The 18,964-nt window shown below is 58.1% G+C and carries 16 protein-coding genes and 1 pseudogene; 6 read left to right on the forward strand and 11 right to left on the reverse strand.

Annotated features, from left to right (window positions below):
* From AC0L30_RS35855 to AC0L30_RS35865, 3 genes and pseudogenes are all read right to left on the reverse strand, one after another.
* Positions 1–310, reverse strand: a pseudogene (locus tag AC0L30_RS35855) (IS110 family transposase); the annotation flags it as partial.
* Positions 311–545: 235 nt separating this feature from the next.
* Complete coding sequence (locus AC0L30_RS35860) at positions 546–752, reverse strand: cold-shock protein (RefSeq protein WP_473308696.1); 207 nt, start codon at positions 750–752, stop codon at positions 546–548.
* Between the two features lie 611 nt (positions 753–1,363).
* On the reverse strand, positions 1,364–1,585 hold the full coding sequence (locus AC0L30_RS35865) for a hypothetical protein (RefSeq protein ID WP_473308695.1): 222 nt from the start codon (positions 1,583–1,585) through the stop codon (positions 1,364–1,366).
* Positions 1,586–2,254: 669 nt separating this feature from the next.
* Here AC0L30_RS35865 and AC0L30_RS35870 point away from each other — a divergent pair.
* On the forward strand, positions 2,255–2,980 hold the full coding sequence (locus tag AC0L30_RS35870) for a helix-turn-helix transcriptional regulator (RefSeq protein WP_473308694.1): 726 nt from the start codon (positions 2,255–2,257) through the stop codon (positions 2,978–2,980).
* A gap of 186 nt (positions 2,981–3,166) precedes the next feature.
* On the opposite strand, the gene AC0L30_RS35875 is transcribed toward AC0L30_RS35870, so the two are convergent.
* The 8 genes from AC0L30_RS35875 to AC0L30_RS35910 all read right to left on the reverse strand — a co-directional run bounded on the left by AC0L30_RS35875 (position 3,167) and on the right by AC0L30_RS35910 (position 14,797).
* The gene (locus AC0L30_RS35875; protein ID WP_473308693.1) at positions 3,167–3,481 is read right to left on the reverse strand and encodes a hypothetical protein; all 315 of its coding nucleotides are present in this window, start codon (positions 3,479–3,481) and stop codon (positions 3,167–3,169) included.
* A gap of 664 nt (positions 3,482–4,145) precedes the next feature.
* A complete protein-coding gene (locus AC0L30_RS35880; protein WP_473308692.1) occupies positions 4,146–4,490 on the reverse strand; it encodes a hypothetical protein in 345 nt (114 codons plus the stop codon).
* Positions 4,491–5,141: 651 nt separating this feature from the next.
* Complete coding sequence (locus tag AC0L30_RS35885) at positions 5,142–5,444, reverse strand: hypothetical protein (RefSeq protein WP_473308691.1); 303 nt, start codon at positions 5,442–5,444, stop codon at positions 5,142–5,144.
* A 304-nt stretch (positions 5,445–5,748) separates the two neighbouring features.
* Positions 5,749–6,777, reverse strand: a complete 1,029-nt coding sequence (locus tag AC0L30_RS35890; RefSeq protein ID WP_473406296.1) for an LLM class flavin-dependent oxidoreductase — start codon at positions 6,775–6,777, stop codon at positions 5,749–5,751.
* 218 nt (positions 6,778–6,995) lie between these two features.
* A complete protein-coding gene (gene hisC, locus AC0L30_RS35895) occupies positions 6,996–8,072 on the reverse strand; it encodes a histidinol-phosphate transaminase (RefSeq protein ID WP_473308697.1) in 1,077 nt (358 codons plus the stop codon).
* Positions 8,073–8,740: 668 nt separating this feature from the next.
* On the reverse strand, positions 8,741–9,853 hold the full coding sequence (locus tag AC0L30_RS35900; protein ID WP_473406297.1) for a branched-chain amino acid ABC transporter substrate-binding protein: 1,113 nt from the start codon (positions 9,851–9,853) through the stop codon (positions 8,741–8,743).
* 641 nt (positions 9,854–10,494) lie between these two features.
* Positions 10,495–11,214, reverse strand: a complete 720-nt coding sequence (locus AC0L30_RS35905; protein WP_473308688.1) for a MerR family transcriptional regulator — start codon at positions 11,212–11,214, stop codon at positions 10,495–10,497.
* A gap of 2,638 nt (positions 11,215–13,852) precedes the next feature.
* Positions 13,853–14,797, reverse strand: coding sequence for a LysR family transcriptional regulator (locus AC0L30_RS35910; RefSeq protein ID WP_007605762.1), 945 nt, complete (start codon positions 14,795–14,797; stop codon positions 13,853–13,855).
* A 465-nt stretch (positions 14,798–15,262) separates the two neighbouring features.
* Between AC0L30_RS35910 and AC0L30_RS35915 the strand changes: the two genes are divergently transcribed.
* From AC0L30_RS35915 to nodS, 5 genes are read left to right on the forward strand one after another with little or no spacing between them, the layout of a single operon-like run.
* Positions 15,263–15,649 (forward strand): response regulator transcription factor, encoded by a 387-nt coding sequence (locus tag AC0L30_RS35915; RefSeq protein WP_473308687.1) that lies wholly within the window; start codon positions 15,263–15,265, stop codon positions 15,647–15,649.
* On the forward strand, positions 15,646–16,278 hold the full coding sequence (locus tag AC0L30_RS35920) for a NodA family N-acyltransferase (protein WP_473308686.1): 633 nt from the start codon (positions 15,646–15,648) through the stop codon (positions 16,276–16,278). Before AC0L30_RS35915 ends, AC0L30_RS35920 begins: the two co-directional genes overlap by 4 nt.
* Positions 16,275–16,934 carry a chitooligosaccharide deacetylase NodB gene (gene nodB, locus AC0L30_RS35925; RefSeq protein WP_473308685.1) on the forward strand — a complete coding sequence of 220 codons (660 nt, stop codon included), beginning with the start codon at positions 16,275–16,277 and terminating at the stop codon, positions 16,932–16,934. Before AC0L30_RS35920 ends, nodB begins: the two co-directional genes overlap by 4 nt.
* 14 nt (positions 16,935–16,948) lie before the next feature.
* Positions 16,949–18,307, forward strand: coding sequence for a chitooligosaccharide synthase NodC (gene nodC, locus AC0L30_RS35930; protein ID WP_473308684.1), 1,359 nt, complete (start codon positions 16,949–16,951; stop codon positions 18,305–18,307).
* A gap of 23 nt (positions 18,308–18,330) precedes the next feature.
* On the forward strand, positions 18,331–18,960 hold the full coding sequence (nodS, locus tag AC0L30_RS35935; protein WP_473308683.1) for a nodulation methyltransferase NodS: 630 nt from the start codon (positions 18,331–18,333) through the stop codon (positions 18,958–18,960).
* The last annotated feature ends 4 nt before the right edge of the window (positions 18,961–18,964 follow it).

Below are 18,964 nucleotides of genomic sequence, written 5' to 3' on the forward strand. Positions count from 1 at the left end.
CCGGTATGCTCATCAGACGCCTCGCATCGGGGTCCTTTCTGACGGCAACCAAAATCTCTCTGTCGAGCTTCTCTATGATCTGTTCAGCGAATAGGATCAGGGCAAAGCGGGCGGCGTCGGAGACCCTATTGTCTTTTTCGTCCCGGAGAAGCACCAGGAGTTTTGCGATGCCGGCCATGCCTGTCCCGGCGATAATGCCCAATTCGGCCATATGAGCACGCAGAGCATTTGCCGTCTGGCTGCGCTGCCTCATCAGCATCTCTCGCGTTCGCAAAATCATGCTGGCTGCTTGTTGTTCGGCAGTCTTCACCGGTATCCACTGGTTGGGCACTCGCCGGAGCTGTCCTCGTGCTGGCCGGATTGGTCGGATGGGTTTCAAAGGATCGCCAATCGCCCGATGCTGAAAAAACCACTGTCGGACCCGACGAAACGTCGAAAAGCGGCGAGAAATGAAACGACCCCAGTGCGTAACGCGCTGGGGTCGTTCCGAGGTAAGCGCCAGACTTGGGCTGGGGGGCTGAGGGTCAGGCGCCTACGACAACAAATCAGACACGCAGATTTTCCGCGCTGCTCTTACCCCGCTTCGGGTCGACTTTAACCTCGTAAGAGACTGTCTGCCCTTCGCGCGGGTCCGAGAGGCCAGCGCGCTCGACGGCGCTGATGTGCACAAAACCATCTTGGCCGCCCTCATCCGGCTGAATAAAGCCGAAACCCTTGATCGCGTTGAACCATTTTACAATAGCCTTCGCCACGTCCGTCTCCTATCAAAGTTCGGCTGTCGGGAGCCTGGCGATCCTGCTTCCATGCCAGAGAGTGGTCACAGCCGACTAGTTTGACGCAGGTGAGTTTTGATCTTTGCGCGATCCGCGTAGGCTGCGCTCATCGCATCGTTCTGATCCTCCATCCTGTTGCGTCACTTGGTTGACGAAGCTCACGTGCAGGGTAATCGGCCCCCTCGAACCATCAAGCAAGACGCGAAGCCTACTCCGCGTAGCGCTCGAACCCGAGAACGACTCTCTGCTTACCGCTGAGACGCGATCCCGCCGCATCGCAAACGACCACACGTTCTCCCGCGGTCCATTTGTGCCGCGTTCCTTCGCCGATGCATGCCACTTCGAGCGTCTCCAGGCTCAGAACACCAGCCCCAACGCCAGCCAGGCCGTAAAGAGACACGCAGAGGCCAATTCCCACGTAAGGCAATACTGTGCACATCGGCTCCCTCCCTGGTTCCGACACGCCATGGAATGCTGCAAGACTCCTCGTGGCACAACCTGTTTGGATAACACACGCGTAACAAACTTCGCCGAGGGCCACGCGCAGGCCCGGCATTTCACCCAAAACCCGACAGATGCTTGGGTTTGCGCTATCGACCATTCTGCGGCCGGTTTTCCTCGCGGTGAAGCCACGACATTGCATCGGCCCAGAAATCAGCCTCTTGTAGCGCAAGTCCCGTCAGTGTGACGGTGCCCCGGTACGCCACCTGCCCGGTCATGGCATCGACCACAGTCCACCCGAGCGCGTCACGGCGGATCATATACCGCATCGGTGCATCTAGAAGGCTCATCGGCCACCATTTTGCCGACATGCAGCGGCCTCGCAACTACCAAAAGGGGTCGCTGGGCGCGCGTACCGCACCAAGTTAGCCTCGTCCGATGACCGTTCGGGGAAACACACAAGATGGACTGGAAGAAGGAACTAGAGGCCGCTGCTTCAACAATCCGCGGCAATGTCGAACGCGCAGGAACATTAGCGCCTATTCCAAAGCCGACAGCGCCCATCGCGCCGATTGCAAACGCTCCCCAACGGGCTTCCACGCCCGAGCCAAAGTTAAACGATCTTAGGTCGTCAGTTTGCTGGTGCAGAATATGATGCCTTGCCAATATTGCCAGTAAGGCTGTCGCACTTGCGACGAATGTCGCAATTGCGACAGCGATCGTTGGGCTGGCTAGAGCCGGAGTCTCAAATTGCTTGTCATTGTGCGAGATTTCGCGAGCGCACTAGCTGGTACGACACTTGCTGGGCCAAGTTCAGGTCCGTCCGCCCGGAAAGAAGCACATGCACAGTCGCTCCATCAAGACGAGTATCCGACCGGGAGAAAGAGTGCTCTGCAGCGCGAACGAGAAGTATGCTTGTCGCATTCGGTCGAGAACTTCGCAAGCAAGAGGAGCCCGAAATGGCGCCGAAATCCCCTCAGACAGGCTTCAGTGAAACCACGCAGTACTGGCCTGCCTAAGTCGGCGGCGTGAGGCGCCAAATGGACTTATTTAGCTTCGTCGACTGTGCAAGACAAACGCGATCTCTCACGGCGCTGTTCGATCTGCTTGTGAGCTGTTCGAGCGAACTGGGGTTCGGTCAAGTGGCTTACGGGTCACTGACCGACACGGGGCCGACTCGCCTGCCAGAGTATCTCCGGGCGCCAGTGACGGTGAACTTTCCTTCCGATTGGTGCGAGCGCTATTCTGAACGCGGGTACAATGAGATTGACCCCGTGGTTCGGCGGACGACGATGCTATCGGCGCCGTTTCTATGGGATCGACTCGCCGACCAACATCAATTGCAACCGGGCGAAACGCGTTTGTTGAATGAGGCCAGAGAGGCCGGCCTGAAGCATGGCGTGACCGTACCACTGTTTGGACCATTCGGACGGCTATCCGTCGTATCGTTTGCGTCCAGTTTCGACGATGCCGACCCTGAGCATCGTCTCAGTCATCTCAACGCATTGGCTTGGCAGTTTCATCATGCGTTTGCAGAGATCGCGCCTTCATCGGAGGGCAGATGCCAAATGGAAGTGGCTCTATCCGAACGAGAGAAGGACTGCCTCCGGTGGGTCGAACAGGGAAAATCATCTTGGGAAATCGGGGTGATTCTAAAGGTCAGCGAGAATACCGTCAACTTTCACCTCAAGAACGCAATGCGAAAGCTGGAGACGAACAGCCGTACCCAGTGCGTCGTCAAGGCGATTCGCCTTAATCTTATTTGAATTGACATATGCGACCCAAGGAAGCGAGCGACGTCATTGTTTGACAATAGCTGCGAGCGCGCCCACTCCGATATCCCCTTAGATGCAGCCGCTGTTGCCATGAATAGGAGGGCGGACTATTAGCCGCATCGTTGATTGCGTGCCGTCAGAGTGATCTTCAGCGCAAGCGTAACCCGGCTGCTGATCTCAGCGGATGAAGCGCACCGCAAGCCAGATGACCCCCAGCCAAACCGCAACCGAGAAGAGCAAAGCACTTTGCAACGTCCTTGCGCGTATCCTGTGGCGCCATCTAAGGAGCTGCGATGAGCAACCGGTGAAGCGACGACCGCGTAAAACAGCTATTACTTCATCGTAATCTGTGAACCGGAAGTGAGAGCGATGCTTGCGAATATACGCCAGGCGCTCGGTGGGTGAGAGGCACTGTGCCCATACCTCCCATGCCTCATCATCAAAACACGCGCTGTTTTCAAGGACTTCGGCGAGGCGCTCGTCAGGCTTCATGATGCATCCGCTGTACTGACCATCGCGGATCGAGTTCTAGGAAGGAAACCGCACCTTCGAAACCTCTTAGTTTAGGTAGGCTAGCTCAACAATCGAACTCGGCCAGGAACTATTGGTCACGGTCAGCGCGACGTTGATCCTGACGCGAGATCAAAGCGACGTCCGGCAAGGTTTTGGATCTCTCTTCTCGTAGCCTGAGACAGCTCTGCAGGTCAGTCGTGGAGCAGTCCACGCCGTCATGGTTGCAGGAAAGAAACTCGTGATGGGCATCGATGTGGTGTGGTCAGTGGTGCAATCTCCCGACGGCATCGTCCCACCCGCTGCGCAATCGGCGCAACTGTCGTGGCGCGCCGGCTGTTTGAGGGTCGGCAGGCTGCCAGCCGGCCGCATTGAAGTGCAAGGGGGGCCGCACGCATCCTCTGAGATCGAGGGCCGGAATTGCGATTGTCGCCCTGATAGTGCCGGAGAAGGTGCCGCAGCCATGCTTCCCGCGGCCTTGCCTACTGACGAGACCATCTGTGATGAGAAAGACGCTGCTCTACGTGCACGAGTGAGTTAACCAACGTCTTAAGCAGAATTCCGCCAGGTGCTAGGCGAAACCTCGAGTTGGTTAGACGAGCAATGCCAAATGTCGCGGCAAGCGATCGATGGAGCGGAGCATGCATCAATGCATCTCGGGATGAGCGCTGGACATACCGACTTCGCTACGAGGATGCTGAGTGCGGCGCGGTTCTCTGGACATGAACATTTTCATTGCAGAATCGAGCGACCTATATGCTCGGTCGCGGGCCGCCTGCGGCAAATCGGGAGTTGCATCAATTGCAGCGCGCGCGTCGCTCATGATCTGATCCTTAGCGGCAAGAAGCTTTGCGTCTAACATGACATGAAGCGTCTCTCGAACATCAGGTGGGATCGAGCTGTCGCCGTCGATCAATTCTCTAAGTTTCCAAAACATACGCTCGACCGCTACCATCGACCCGAGGACTGACATCAGTCTTGGCGACATCATCGGCTATCTCCTTCTCCAGCCAGATTCTGGCGAGCATCCCAGCGAAATCAGATTGGTCCCCGTTTGACACCGGCACGCTAGCCGACGCCTGAAGAGGCGAATGATCTCGATACATTTTCCACTGCTACGCCCCAGCGGGTGTGAGACGGACGTTCGAGTTATGCTCAGGGAAACTCGCAAGGTGTGCGATTTGCGAGCAAAGCATCCTTCTTCCGATGCTCCAGGCCGTAAGCGTGCGGTGGCTCATGATCAAAACCGAGATGGAGCGTGTGTGCGGCGTTCCATTCGCCACAAGACTTGCAGCAGCCGGAGTGGAACTTTTGGTGGCACGCGTCCGTGCTCTTTCGTTTGTTCACTCAGATCGCTCTGTTGATGAGACCGAATTGACTGAGTGATCCCGGTCACGCAAACATGGTGATCCGATGTCCCAGTGCTCGGGGCGCCCACGCGGTGTGATTGCGTAGGGCATCGAGATCGAGCCTCGCGGCGGTGTGTTGGTCGTGCGCCAGGTTGACTTCGATAAATCTCTTGATTTTCCATTGGCTGTCCGGTCGAGCCCAGAGGAGATACCAACTTGAACGCACAGATCATTTCCATGTACCGCTTCCGGATCTTGATCCATTCTCTCTTACTGTCCTCGTCACTGCACGGCTATGCTGAGCAAAACGTGCATTTCACCCACCAGCGGCCACCGCGTTTCTCCGCACGCAACTTGCCGCGGCGGATCCGAGAGAGCACGGCTTCGGGGCTTATGTGATTCATAGCCGCGAACCGCTGAACAGTGAGGTAGTCATCATCGAGAGGTGGCGGGGTGCTAATGCCGTGCGCAGCCAGCAGAATGCGCAGTGCAGCCAACTCCGCCAGCACGATCTCGAGCTTGCGCGCGATCTCCTCCGTCTGGTCCGAGCGCCGCCGGCACTGCGTCACGACAGGCCCGACCGGACGATAGGGCACACCTTCGATTCGTGTGAAATGCGATAGACGAACTGGCGTGCCAGAGCGGGATCAGCGTGAGCTAACTCTCCTGTCCATGCCGGCCACTGTTCGGTCGATACCCACGCACGCAAAATTAGAGTCAGTGCATTTACTGCCGTAAAGCGTCCTGTTTGGTAATGTAGTCGAACGGATCGCATGCGCGTAATGGCCATTTGAACGATAAGAGCAGCCTGATCGATGCATTCGGCTGCGGTACTCATTGGCCTCGCTGTCGCCATTGCCGGGTCAAGGGCGAAGTTATTGAACCGCTGTCGGGTCACCGTCAGTGATCTGCCGCTATGAGCTCGGAGTGAATGGCATTTGCGGTGTTGAGGCAGGCATCCAGTGGTAGAGATCCGAAGGCGAGCTGGCAAAGGAGATAGTTGACGCCTGCCTCTTCGACGTGATCGAGAAGCGTTTGGCGCACCGAAGCGCGCGTGCCGACAACGCACAGTTCACTCTCAATTGCGGCATCCAATGTCAGGGGCAGGTTGGACGGAGGCAGGATGTCATTGAGGTCGTACAGGAACTTAAAGCTCTTGAGCCATGTTGCGTAGGCTCGCGCCGCGAGTGAGCGGGCCACTGCTTCAGAGCTGGCAATAACGACCATGCGGAGCAACGCGAGAAATGGTGCTGAACTGTTGACGTCACCCTCGGCGTTTTGATGAGCGCGATAGACATCGGTTATCTTACGAACGGCAGAAGAAGCGCCCATGCACGCGAGATTGGCGCCATTTGCCGCCGCCCAGCGGGCGGAGTCTGGCCGATTTGTCGCAATCCACGTTGGGGGACAAGGACGCTGGTGAGGTGAAAGCGTCAAAGGGACTTCGCGCAGCGCAAAATGCTGCCCTTCGTATGAGAGCGGGCCCCCATTCATCGCGCCAACGAAGATTTGGGAAGCTTCCTCGTAACGGCTCGAGGCCACATCGGCTCCAACGCCAAAATAGCTCAATTCGATCGGCAGAGAGCCGCGACCAAGGCCGACCTCAACCCTGCCGCCGCTCAGGTGATCCAACATGCAGATCTCCTCGAATGCCCGCAGCGGGTGATAGAGGTTGAGCAGCATGACCAAAGGACCGACGCGAAGTCGCCGTGTGCGTTGTATGACGCTTGACAGAAACAAGTTCGGCGACGGACCCAGTCCATGCGGAGTGCAATGATGCTCCGCCAGATGATAGGCATAGAAACCGAGCCGGTCGTAGGCCTCCGCCAGCGTAAGGCGGTCCGCGTATTGCCGTGCGATATCGCGGCCGTCCTCGTCAAGATGATCAAAGATGCCGCAGGTCAGATTTGAGGGAACCACGTTTCTCACTCACTCATCTCCTATATAGAGAGGACCGGAGTCCGCCGGGTTTTGGGAGTGCAAGAGGCGCTCGCTGGCAATGCGCTGTATTACTGCGAAGCCGTTCACAACGGGTCGTAATGCGGCGACTGGAGAACAAACTGGCTCGGGGCTGCCTCGCGAAGCTGCATCATGTGTGGGTCCGGATCGATTACGACAGACATCTGTGACATGAGTGGAAGGGACCATTAGCCACGACATCCCACTTTCCTAAGAATGCTGCCGACGGCGCCAAGAAACGCATCCATCTGGCGCTTTGTACCGATGCTAACCCGAATGCACTCTTCCAGGCCGGCATCCGGAAAGAAGGCAACAAGGACTCTCTGGTCTTGCAACGCCGCCTGCCACCATCTGCCACCCTGGCCTACCGGCACACGGGCGAGGAGGAAGTTCGCGTGGGAAGGCGTTACGCAGAATCCAAATTCAGAGAGGGCGGCCGTTACGCGCTGGCGCTCAAGCCTGACGTGGCGATGGTTCTCCTCATAAGCGTCGCGATGCGCAAGGACGCTCATCCCCACGGCGTGAGCGACCACATTCATATTGAAGACATTCTGGATGTTGCGAAGTCTCCCGATCAGCTCGGGATGGCCGAAGCCGAATCCGACGCGGATGCCAGCGGCGGAATAACTCTTGGAAAATGTGCGCAGGACCACAAGATTCGAATGTTGCTCAACGAGGCGTAGGCCGTCCTCAGGTGCGAAATCGACGTAAGCTTCGTCCAGTACGATCAATCGGTCAGATCGTGTAACGAGGCGTTCGATCTCGGCGAGCGGAACAAAGGTTCCAGTTGGATTGTTCGGATTGGCCAGCAGAATGAACTTGGCATGTTTAGCCGAACCGAAAAGCAGCTCGTCCATCGGCAAGCAGTCCGGTTCAGACCAGGGAATTTCAATGAAGCGGGCCCCTTGCAGCATGGCAAGCTTGCGATTGAATGAAAAACCCGGCGACATCATTGCAACGTCGTCGCCCGGGGCAAGAAAGGCTCTGTAAATGAGGCTGAGCAGTTCAGACGATCCATTGCCAGCCATCACGCGATCAGTTGCTATGCCATAGGCAGCTGCGGCCGCTTGCCTCAAGCTGACATTGTCGTCTTCTGGATAGCGGTATTGCAGCTCGAGAGCTGCAATTGCGCTTCGCATCACGACGCTTGGCAAAGGAAAGGGGTTCTCGTTCGTGTTTAGTTTCACGCAATTGTTGCCGGTGGTGGGCCGCCCGGACGGTAGAGCATCCAATTCGCGAACCACCGGCGAAAGCGAGGAAAGCATAGTCTGCAACTTTGCATCCAAAGTGGTGTTCTCCCTTTTTGTCGACGAGAGTAGTTGAGGGCGTTCGGCGAGCCTACGTGGGTGCGTGCGCTTTGTTCGGACCCGAGAAGCGCGAGGCCCGCGTGAATGTGAGTGTTGGGAGGCAGACTTGGCTCTAAGGGCCGTACCGGATCAGACTCCGTCTCAAGGTCCGATAGCGATCAGCACGGATCAGGCGTCGCACGGCGTTTTCCGAACCAATACCTGCTTCCAGGAAAGGGATGGAAGTCCCTCGACCGAACAGCGCAGCTAACGATTGGCTCAAGCTCGCGCAATCCGCAGACGGACTGCGCGTGACTGACATCGTTTCACGACGTACGGTCGTTCTAAAGAGGTCCTGACAGCTCACTCCCGAGAGCGAGGCGGGCATCAATTTCACTGACTGGAAGAAGACACCGGTCTTCGTCGGCCTTACGAATGTGGATGTGATGCTCACTGCAGTGGCACCAGACGAATGGGAACGTACTCTTCGGGCGGCCCTGCGAGCGCGCACGATAGCTGTGATAGCATTGCTGCGAGGGTGAGAAATGCTGCGACTGCCGCGATTGCGAGGCACGTGAGCAGCGCGTAATCGATATATCGAGGATGGTTCATCATTCGAACGCTCCGTACGGTGTTGGCACGGGCGGTCAGTTCTGCTCGACCGCTTCGACGGTATTGTCGCGCCAGCGGTAAACGATGAAACCAGGAGCGGCATTGTCTCCCTTGAAGTCGAATCTAACAGTGCCAATAGCCGTGTCGATTAACTCGGAGCGGAGGGCCGCAGCGACCCGCATAGCATCGAAGGTGCCGGCCCGTTTGACGGAGTCGGCCCATGCTTGAACCGCGGCATAAGCGTAGAGCGTGTAACCTGCGGCGGTTAGGTCCGAACCCTTGAGCTTGGCGACAGCAGCTGCGCCTGCAGCATTCTTCGTCGGGTCCGGCATAAACGTAAAGAGCGTGCCGTTCGCGGCCTCGCCGGCAATGGCCCAAAAGTCGGTTGTCATCAGCGGATCGTTGGCGATCACGGTCAGACGTGCGCCCGCCTCCGCGGCTTGACGCACGATCAGGCCGATCTCGTTGTAATAGCCGCCGATATAGACGAGCTGGATTCCCTCTCTCTTCAGTCGCGAAACGAGAGCGGTATAATCCTTCTCGCCTGCAACATAGCTTTGTCGAACGGGATGCTCGCCGGCTGCACGAAGGCGCGATTCAACGATATCGGCGATACCCCTGCCTGCTGTGCTCTTGTCGTCGAGGACTGCGAGCTTTGCACCTTGGTGATGCCGCGCGATGTATTCGGCGGCAACTCTGCCTTGCTGGTCATCGCGGCCGCAAATCCGAAACAGGGTCGTTAGGCCACGCTCTGTCAGACGGGGATTGGTGGACCCAGGTGAAATCTGAATTACCTCGGCTTCGGCGTATATGTCTGAAGCCGGAATCGACGAAGATGAACAGAAGTGACCAACGACGAGCTTGATTCCGTCAGTTGTCAGGCGATTGGCGACAGCGACAGCCTGCTTGGGATCGCATGCGTCGTCGGCGATTCTCAATATGAGCCTTGTGTCAGGCAGCAGACCCGAAGCATTTATCGAATCCACAGCTGCGGCCGCTCCATCGCGTATCTGCGCGCCGAGCGCCGCAGTGCTTCCCGTCATCGGACCCGCTATGGCAATGTAAACATCTTTTGCCCTGGCGCTCGAGCTCAGGGCCACGGAAAGGAGCGCAGCAGCTGCAAGCCTGTGAATGCGAAGGATCGTCATATTATGACTCCCGGTGTCTCGCGAGACGACTTGGTCTGCTTCGCCATTCTGGTATGACGCGGCGGCCAACAGTCTGGCGCAATGATGTTTGGATCGAACTCAGGTTGCGTACGAATAGGCTCAGGTTGTTGCCAGGTTGGGCCATAAGCTTCGGGCGGGCACGGACGAGCAGACGTTCCGACACTGGTCAAGAGAAGCGGTCGTCTAGGGGCTGACAGGACCAATATCGAACATTCTGCTGATACCCGGTAGATTCGCCAGTCTCCCGTGCTCGACAGGCGTGTGCCGAGGAGGCGCTTGGAAGGCGCGTACGACCATCCATCGACTTGTTCTCGTCGAGAACTCTCACCGAGAACTTCCGAAACTAATGCCGATCATTGGAGTCTACCTCGGTTTAACCGGCGCTCTGTCTGTCGCCCCGTCGATGCTTTAGAAGGTACAATGTGACGCTACGTACGAATCAAGTACTTCGAAGCGTGCTCGTTGGGGTTGATTGCCAAGATCGACAGAGCGAAAGACCCAACCGACAACGCAGAGTCCGAGGCGACTGCTAGGGACAAACCATCCGCGGTCAGACAGGATCACCATCACCTCATCCGGTTTAGAGACATTTCAGTAATAGGGCGTCGCAACGGGTGCGCTCAACTCTTTCCCAGCTGGTCCTCCAGCGCGGCGAGGGCGAGATCGAGGTATCGCATGAGGCTCGCATCCCAGCCGGCGAGATTGTGTGGTTCGGTCAATCGCGTCAGCACCTTAAGTATCATCGAGACAGTCGAATCAACTCCTGCGATCTCAGTCAGCAGCGAACGGGCCTGACGCGCGATTGCATTTGCCCGCTCGCAGCACGGAGGCTCACCCTGGTCCATGCAGCTTCGCAGCTCGTCCCGAATCTTTCGCCACCGATCTTCGCGGCTAGCGTTAGAGGCGCACGTGCAGATGGCAGAGGGGGTACGCTCCTCAATCCGCGACATGGCATCTAGCGTCGCCGGCAGCTCGTCGACACCGACTTCTCTCTTACCTTGCGTCGTCATAGTGCGCAATCGATCCCGTAATAATGTCGCGCGCGCGACTTGAAGCTCAATCCGCTCCAGATGGTTTCGCAACAGGTCCGTGAGAGATGTCCGCCCCTCGATCGCCTTGCGGATCTCAGGAAGCGAGAAGCCGAGCTCACGTAGAGCGCGAATCTGGGAGACGCGTTGTAGGCTTTCCCGATCGTACATGCGGTGACCGCCACAGGTACGTTCCGACACCGTCAATAACCCGGTATGTTCGTAATGATGCAGAGTGCGTACGGTTACACCGGTCGCCTCTGCAAGTTCTCCAATGCGCCATCGGCGCCGTCGTGGTATCGCGTTTGTCATGATCCTCAATTTGCAAGCCTACAACCTGACGTCACGTGAGAATCAAGTTATTTCAATGATCTAGATGATGCGTCTCTTGCTGCAGGCCCCAGAAGGTTAGAGTGCATGCCGGTGCTCAAGCGGCCGAGACAAGTGCAAGCATCAAGTACGCTAGCGACGCCAATTCGTCCCTCGCTGCGCGTTGCATCACCAGTCTGGCGATCGCCACGCGATTCTCGCTGGTTCGCATGCATGACGGTAAAGACGCGATCGCTTGATCGAACAGCCTTCCCAAGCTCGCGAGATCATCCGGATCGTAGACTCCGCTCGGCTTATCCAACAGAAAGCTCCCTTGATGATTGCACTCGCGCCGCACGTGACGAAGCCGTTTGGCTGTGGTGGGGCAAAAAGGAGACGGAGCGGCGACGTGTGCGAAAGAATGTGACGGGTGCGTCCACGTGGTGCCGTTGTGCAACACGGCGTTTGCTTCCCTTTTGCCCAAGAGCGCACTAACCGAACTGTACATGTCTCCTCGATCCTGCAGCAGCGGTGGCTATTTGCGGCCTGATCATCAGGAGAAGCGAAAGCATGTGCGTGGCAACCCGCTGAGACACGGCCTCCCGAAACGGGAAGCCCAGACACAGCACTGATCTGACCAGATGGCTCTTTTTCAGTCGCAATCCTTGCTGTGACGTCTATTACCTAGGCGCGCGGTGCGGTTGATTGGGTTGATTATCGTAGATCAGTCGCGCGATCACGTGCGCGGCGCGGCGCGGCGGCCGGCTCGGCGCCTAACAGCTTTTTCGACCGTCGGCTAGCCCTCTTGTGTTGGCAATGTGGGCTCGAAGGCGTCGCTCGCGCGATTGCTCCCAGGTTTTGAGTGCCGGAAGATGATGGCTGCTCTTCAACGACGCAGGTCCGCCGCCGTAAACGTCGGGAGAATGAGGGGAGGCGGAGCTCAAGACCGGTCCTGAAGACATCATCTCAACGCAGGCGCATCTGAAGCGCCTGGCAAAACGTTGCTCCCAATTTAAGGACCGGGTCTCGAACAATCGTGCCATATCCGTCGCATGTGGCGGCACTCAAAACGCGTCTACGGGCCGCCCCAGGTGCCGCGCGCTCACGCCCGGGGAAAGCCTTGGCATAACTAATACAGCAATAACTTGCGTGTTTAGGCTTGCGCCGGCTCGGTGTCGCGGAGCGCAGTACATCGGACGGCCCTCGGCAGATGTAATCCACCCGAAGTGCAAGGATTCCTAGCGACACAGCCTTTGCAGAATCACTTGGCAAGCCTTTGTTAGCCCCGCTATACGGCTCCGCAATAGCAAAGCAGAGATGCTAGAGATGCTGTAGCTTGGTGGAGGAGTTTAATGCGCGTCTTAAGACCGTGCTCAAGTCAAAGCGACTCCCCAGATCGGGGGGGCAGTGTCTGGCGGATTCGCCGCAAGGATCCCATCGAACATAAGGCTCGACGGCGAGCTGTCGCGGTATTGGCTTGCTCGTCCGGCCGCTCACTCACTCAATTCCAGCCTCTAACAGTATCGCTTTGGCAAGCGCGCTGGACATAGATGCTTCGGGTAAGATAGGCAAATCATCTTGCCGCAGCAAAGGAGCCCTTCGGGGTTAGCGGTGCGAGGCAGCAGCTCGAGATGGACGGCGGTGGCGCGGTGTGAGTCACGCCGCGATCTTTCGAAAAACACGATTGTTGCGACATCGGAAAGAAGGACCCCGCGCCGATGATCCGATTTGGCTCGGGTGAACATGTCGGCCGAAATGATCGAAAGCTGGAGGAGGAGCAGGCTTGGCGAATGGGAGCGGCGAGCGCTTACGCGGGCGCACCTTGGCACAGTTGCGGTCCTCTCATCATGAACACTCCTCACCGCAACACGCGCGCAGCCGGAAAAGTGCCGCCAGCTGATGTCACTTGATCCGGGTTGGTCCTGCGGTCTGCAAGCTTGCAGTTGCACTCGATCACGCGGCATCGCGCGCATCGAGAGGAAGATAAGCGCCGTTGAGAGAGGAAGTGTTCCGAATTTTCATTGTGACATTGTGCAAAGACACGCAGTCTTCCCCGCCCATCCGGGTTTGCGCGAGCTGGCGGTTGGCTTTGGGGTGCGCGATCGTGGGCGGCGTTTGCGTTCAGCTTTCATGTCGAACGACCTGAACGAGCAGGAAGCGCCTCTGCCGGTCATCAGCCATTTGTATCTAGTGGCGCGCTTCGGGACTAACTCCATCGCTGTTGAAGGCAAATGAGATCCACCAGTTCAGGCAAACAGCACGGGTTCGCTACCAGGTGAAGCCTGCAACTTCGATCGCAGGTGCTGGCCTTGAACCTGACGCGGAGTGCGATTCAGGCGAGTTTGGTGCTGAGGCCGAACATTGTTCGCCGGACACGCCACATAATTTCTGCGTACTCTGAAGCTGGCGCATGCACCTGTGATGCGGTCCCGTCCGAATCAGCGGAAAGTCCTTAGCCGCCAAGCGAGCTGTGTGATGCGCAGGATCGTCACGGCACGGCGAGTCAATCGGCTGCGACCCGACCAAACTACGCTTAAGCGCGCTTTTTTTCACTATGCCAAACGTCAATCAGAGGACCGGGGGCTTCGGGCCTGGCGTAAGTTCGGTCAGCGGGAGCAGGCCGCAACCGGCCCGAACAGTCCTACGACGGGCCGTGACATTGGCTGATCTCGGATGGAGAGACCATCGTGGATGCCTGCTGCAAGAATATGTTGCGCAACCACATGCTTGCAGGATCAGTATTATGAATGGCGGGCCATTGGACGGCCTCTGTGAATGTGAGAAGTCGCAGGGGGGGTTCGACAACCCGCAGCGGCATCGTCTGTGCGAAATGGCTGACCAATCTTGAGGGCATGCTCGCTATACGGTTGGTGCCCAATAACATAGGCGGAATCATGCCAAAACCCTGCACCGCGACCTCGGTGCGTATCTTGAAACCATGCTCGAGCAAGAGCCATTCGTGGAAGGAGGGCCTCAGGGAGCGCCCGAACTGGGCTTCCACGTGCCCGATCGAGATGTATTTCTCGAACGTGAGACGCGATGCTAGCTGCTTGTTCATGGGGCAGCCCACGCAGACGAAAGTGTCCTCGAACAGAGCCGCCTTCGGATGCGCGCTCGACATGAACATCTGCGGATACATGAGAAAATCGACTTCACCGCGCCGGAGAAGCTCATCAGGTTCCTCTGCGGGCGGCAGCAACTCGAAACTGATTGTTGGTGCTTCCCGCGCGACGCGGTCCACGACCCCTCGAAGAAACACGACGGTCATGAAGTCAGACAGGATGATCCTAAATCGCCGATTCGATTGAGACGGATCGAAGCCGTCTGGAGAAATAATGGAGTGCTGAATGTGAGCGAGAGCCTCGCGAATCGGGGCTGCGAGCGCTTCAGCCCGCGGCGTTGGGACAAGCTTACGTCCTTTCATGGTGAATAGCTCATCGCGAAAGTAAGTGCGAAGCCGCGCGACGGCGGCACTCATGGCAGGTTGACTGAGGTTGATGCTTCTTGCCGCCGTAGTGAGATTGCCTTGCGTCACCAGGGCGTCGAACGCGACGAGTAGATTCAGATCAAGGCCCTTGAAACGCATAATCCGGAGCGATCCACGCTGTGAATGTGTTCTATCGATATAATCGATTTTACCATTTGTACCGAATGAGGATAGCAAACGATAGTTTAGAGAGATGTCAGATCCATCAGAATGGTTACAAACCGTTGCGCGTCTCAGCCCAGCGCTAGGTATCAATCAAGACGTCTCGATCGAGCGGTCGCAGTTTCGCGCGTGTTGCGCAAGCCATATCGCCGTGAGCTAGAACGATCGGAATCCGCAAAGTTGCGTGGGCGTATACGACGAGCAAACCATCGTATGGCTTCGCCAACCCATTCTATATCCACCGTGTACCGCCGTAGACTTGAGCGAACCCTCAACCAGGCCGTAGATTGCCGTCCGGTCGCACCCCTCCGGTTGCGGGTGCCAAATGTGCCTTGGTCGCATCCGATTGGATTGCGTCCTTGCGACGGTGAAATCGTGCGGAACATGCAAGCGAAGGCGTCCTTGGCGAATCTGATGAAAGTTGCGCACACGCGCGATGTGGTCGCGATTGTGAATGCAGATCAGTCAGTGCGTGAAGATCTGACGGATATGGTGTTTTCCGCAGGTTACGTGCCTGAACCATTCGAGAGCGCAGAGGGGTCCTCGAAATCAGACCGCCGTTCGATCACGTCGTGCTTGATCGCGGACATGCACTCGAGCGCGATGAGTGGCCTCGAGCTCTTCGATCATCTGGTTGCATCCGGATGCGCGATTCCCGCCGTTCTGCTCACAGGCCATTCCAAACACGATGTGAGGCGAGGCCCTGGACTCCAGTTCATGAGCAAGCCTTTCGAAGGTAGCGAACTGCTGGCCAGGAGCCAGATAGCGAACAGGAATGACGCCCTATGAACATGATCGTGCCAGAATCCACACGAGGTGTTTCGGCGCGCCCTCCAGTCCGTTGGAGGTTGTGCTGGGAGAATGACCTTGAACTTGCTGACCACATTGAATTATCCGACTTCTTCCGGAAGACCTATGGTCCGACCGGGGAATTCAATGCAAAGCCCTTTGAAGGTCATCGAAGCTGGGCCGGCGCAAGGCCTGAAATTCGGGCAATCGGCTACGATGATCGTGGCGTTGCGATTCACATCGCGGCACTACGCCGCTTCATAAAAATTGGTCAGACCGATCTGCTCGTGGCTGAACTCGGATTGTACGGGGTTCGCCCGGATCTGGAGGGGCTTGGAATAACCCACTCGATCCGAGTGATGTATCCCGTATTGCGAGATCTTGGCGTGCCGTTCGGCTTTGGCACGGTCCGAGCTGCCCTGCAGAAACATATTACCAGGCTGCTCGGGCGACAGGGATTGGCGACTGTTCTGCCAGGGCTCCGCGTCCGGTCCGCTCGTCCGGACATCTACCTCACTGTGCCTCCGACGCGTGTGGAGGACGTGGTCGGCCTCGTTCTGCCGATTGCGAGACCCATGAGCGATTGGCCGGCGGGTGACACGATCGAACGGAACGGGCCAGAACTGTGAGGTCCACAAACGACGCGACTGAAGCGCGGAGCGACTACCCCGATGCCGGCGGAGAGCCTTGCGTCTATCTGAGCTTTGATGATGGTCCCAACCCGCTTTGCACGCCGGCTATCCTGGATGTTCTGGCGCAGCATCGGACGCCCGCCACCTTCTGCGTGATCGGTGCATACGCGGCGGCCCAGCCACAGCTGATCCAGCGCATAATTGCAGAAGGGCACGAGGTCGCAAACCACACAATGACGCACCCGGACTTGGCCAAATGCATAGCGGATGAGGTGGAATACGAGATCCTCACGACGAATAAGGTCATTGGAATGGCCTGCCCCGGGGCCTCTGTGCGGCACATGCGTGCGCCGTACGGGATCTGGAGCAAGGAGGCCTTCGCCGTGTCGGCGAAGGCCGAACTGGCAGCCCTGCACTGGTCAGTCGACCCGCAAGACTGGTCGCGTCCCGGCGTGGAGGCGATTGTTGCCGCGGTGCTGGCCTCGGTCCAGCCGGGCGCAATCGTGCTCCTGCACGACGGATGCCCTCCCGACGAGTTGGGACGCTGCCCTCATGCTGGTCGGCGCGACCAGACCGTGACGGCGCTCGCGCAACTCATTCCAGCACTGCATGACCGTGGATTTGCAATCCGGTCGCTTCCTCAACCTCACTGAATAGATCGATTCCCATGAGCCTGCTTGCCACCATCAGCACCGCTGCTGTTGCCTCCTACGCGTTGCTCTCCAGCGTCCACAAGAGCGCGCAGGCGCTTTATGCGCTGCGAAGCGACGCTCCCCTGCCGCCGTACGACGGGGTCGACGCCGATGCTCTGCCCAGCGTCGATGTCATCGTGCCCTGCTTCAACGAGGACCCGCGCACGCTGGCGGCCTGCCTGAAGTCTATCGCAAGTCAGGATTACCCAGGGCGATTGCAGGTCTACGTGGTCGACGACGGCTCGGCAAATGTCGGCGCAGTGGCCGCGGTCCATGCGAGCTACGCGTATGACCCGAGATTCACCATCATTCTGCTGCCAAGCAATGTTGGAAAACGCAAGGCGCAGATCGCAGCAATTCGCCGCTCATTCGGCGATCTCGTGCTCAACGTCGACTCTGACACGGAAATCGACAGCGACGTGGTCAGCAAGCTCGTGCGCAAGATGCAGGATCCAGCCGTCGGCGCGGCCATGGGCCAATTGAAGGCCAGCAACCGAAACGACAGCTGGCTGACCCGATTGATCGACATGGAGTACTGGTTGGCTTGCAACGAGGAGCGCGCGGCGCAGACGCGGTTTGGTGCCGTCATGTGCTGCTGTGGGCCGTGCGCCATGTACCGGCGCTCCGCGCTGCTGTTGCTGCTCGAGCAATACGAGACGCAGTTCTTCCGGGGAAAACCCAGCGACTTCGGTGAGGACCGTCATCTGACCATCCTCATGCTCAAGGCAGGGTTCCGAACGGAGTACGTTCCGGACGCCATCGCCGCCACGGTGGTACCGGACACGCTCTTGCCGTATCTGCGCCAACAGCTCCGCTGGGCGCGCAGCACCTACCGCGACACCCTGCTCGGTTTGCACCTGCTGCCCGGCCTCGACCGGTACCTCACGCTGGACGTGATTGGACAGAACCTCGGCCCGCTGCTGCTCGCCATCTCATCGATTGCCGCGCTCGCTCAGCTCGCGCTCACGGGCACCGTGCCCTGGTGGACCGGTCTGACCATCGTCGCGATGACCCTGATTCGATGCAGCGTGGCCGCCCTGCGCGCCGGCGAGCTTCGATTTATCGGCTTCTCGCTGCACACCCCGATCAACATCTTCCTCCTGCTCCCGATGAAAGCCTATGCGCTCTGTACCTTGAGCAACAGCGATTGGCTCTCGCGAAAAATAGCGAAATCACCAGACGTTGATGAATCGAAGGGCTCGACCGAAGACGCGACAACTGGACCAAGCCTTAACCCCGGATCGGAAATGCCTGGCGCAATTCGCAGGGCAGGTCTTTCGCGCGCTCCATCGCAGCTGATCGCGCCGGATGGCATTGCGGCCGAGACTGAGTAAGCAGCTTTGTAGGAGATTAGGTCGTGAACGTGCACCAGACATATCAATCGTTGGAACGGGAGCTGTCTCATGAGGATCCGTGGCGGCTCGACGACAATCCGTTCGAACGTGAGCGTCACACCCAATTGCTGCGGCTGTCGCTGTCGAACAGCGCCGTCTCAAATGGCCTCGAAATCGGGTGCGCGGCCGGTGCGTTTACAGAGAAGCTTGCTCCTCACTGCAAACGGCTCACGGTCATCGATGTTATGCCGCGAGCGATCGGTCGCGCGGTCCAGCGGACCAAGAGGTGGTCGCATATCAGCTGGGCGGCGACTGACGTTCTGCAGTTCTCGGCCGCAGAGCTGTTCGATCTGATCGTGGTCGCCGAAGTTCTCTATTATCTCGAAGACATGACACAAATGCGTATTGCAGTCGACAACATGGTCAAGATGCTTGCTCCGGGTGGGCATCTGGTCTTCGGATCTGCACGTGATGCGACCTGCAAGCGCTGGGGGCATGTCGCTGGCGCCGAGACGGTCATCACGATCTTGACTGAAGCCCTCATTGAGGTCGAACGCGTGCAGTGCCAGGGGCAGTCGGCTGACGAAGACTGCCTGTTGGTCCGCTTTCGGAATCCGGAGCCATCTTCGATCCCACCCAACGGCCGAGGCTGAGAGG

It is taken from the genome of Bradyrhizobium sp. MI1.11 (assembly GCF_055811255.1).

Bases quoted from the DNA above. Each gene is read 5' to 3' on its own strand.
- AC0L30_RS35865 (WP_473308695.1), bottom strand. From the start codon at position 1,585: ATGTCGGCAAAATGGTGGCCGATGAGCCTTCTAGATGCACCGATGCGG.
- AC0L30_RS35870 (WP_473308694.1), top strand. From the start codon at position 2,255: ATGGACTTATTTAGCTTCGTCGACTGTGCAAGACAAACGCGATCTCTC.
- AC0L30_RS35875 (WP_473308693.1), bottom strand. From the start codon at position 3,481: ATGAAGCCTGACGAGCGCCTCGCCGAAGTCCTTGAAAACAGCGCGTGT.
- AC0L30_RS35880 (WP_473308692.1), bottom strand. From the start codon at position 4,490: ATGATGTCGCCAAGACTGATGTCAGTCCTCGGGTCGATGGTAGCGGTC.
- hisC (WP_473308697.1), bottom strand. From the start codon at position 8,072: ATGCTTTCCTCGCTTTCGCCGGTGGTTCGCGAATTGGATGCTCTACCG.
- AC0L30_RS35900 (WP_473406297.1), bottom strand. From the start codon at position 9,853: ATGACGATCCTTCGCATTCACAGGCTTGCAGCTGCTGCGCTCCTTTCC.
- AC0L30_RS35905 (WP_473308688.1), bottom strand. From the start codon at position 11,214: ATGACAAACGCGATACCACGACGGCGCCGATGGCGCATTGGAGAACTT.
- AC0L30_RS35910 (WP_007605762.1), bottom strand. From the start codon at position 14,797: ATGCGTTTCAAGGGCCTTGATCTGAATCTACTCGTCGCGTTCGACGCC.
- AC0L30_RS35920 (WP_473308686.1), top strand. From the start codon at position 15,646: ATGAACATGATCGTGCCAGAATCCACACGAGGTGTTTCGGCGCGCCCT.
- nodC (WP_473308684.1), top strand. From the start codon at position 16,949: ATGAGCCTGCTTGCCACCATCAGCACCGCTGCTGTTGCCTCCTACGCG.